The 241-nt window shown below is 29.9% G+C and carries 1 protein-coding gene; it reads left to right on the top strand.

Going from position 1 to position 241, the window contains the following annotated elements:
- On the top strand, positions 1-241 hold a 241-nt coding region (locus KGF38_RS20215), incomplete at both ends, for an RNA-guided endonuclease TnpB family protein (RefSeq protein WP_227832706.1).

Raw genomic sequence — 241 nt, 5'->3', positions numbered from 1 at the left:
GAGCATATAGCTAATCAAAGGAAGGATTTTCTACAAAAACTATCTACTAAATTAATACGAGAGAATGATATTATTTGCATAGAGGATTTACAAGTAAAGAATATGACTAGAAATAGTAAACTATCTCGCTTAATTTCTGATGTGTCATGGTCAGAATTTGTTCGTCAATTAGAATATAAGGCTAATTGGTATGGTAGACAAATTGTAAGGGTAGGTAAATTCTTTGCAAGTTCACAAATAT

Source organism: Clostridioides sp. ZZV14-6387 (genome assembly GCF_020657835.1).
In the GTDB taxonomy this organism is placed as follows: domain Bacteria; phylum Bacillota; class Clostridia; order Peptostreptococcales; family Peptostreptococcaceae; genus Clostridioides; species Clostridioides difficile_A.
The sequence above is the reverse complement of the archived record's forward strand: the minus strand, read 5'-3'. Positions and strand labels throughout refer to the sequence as shown.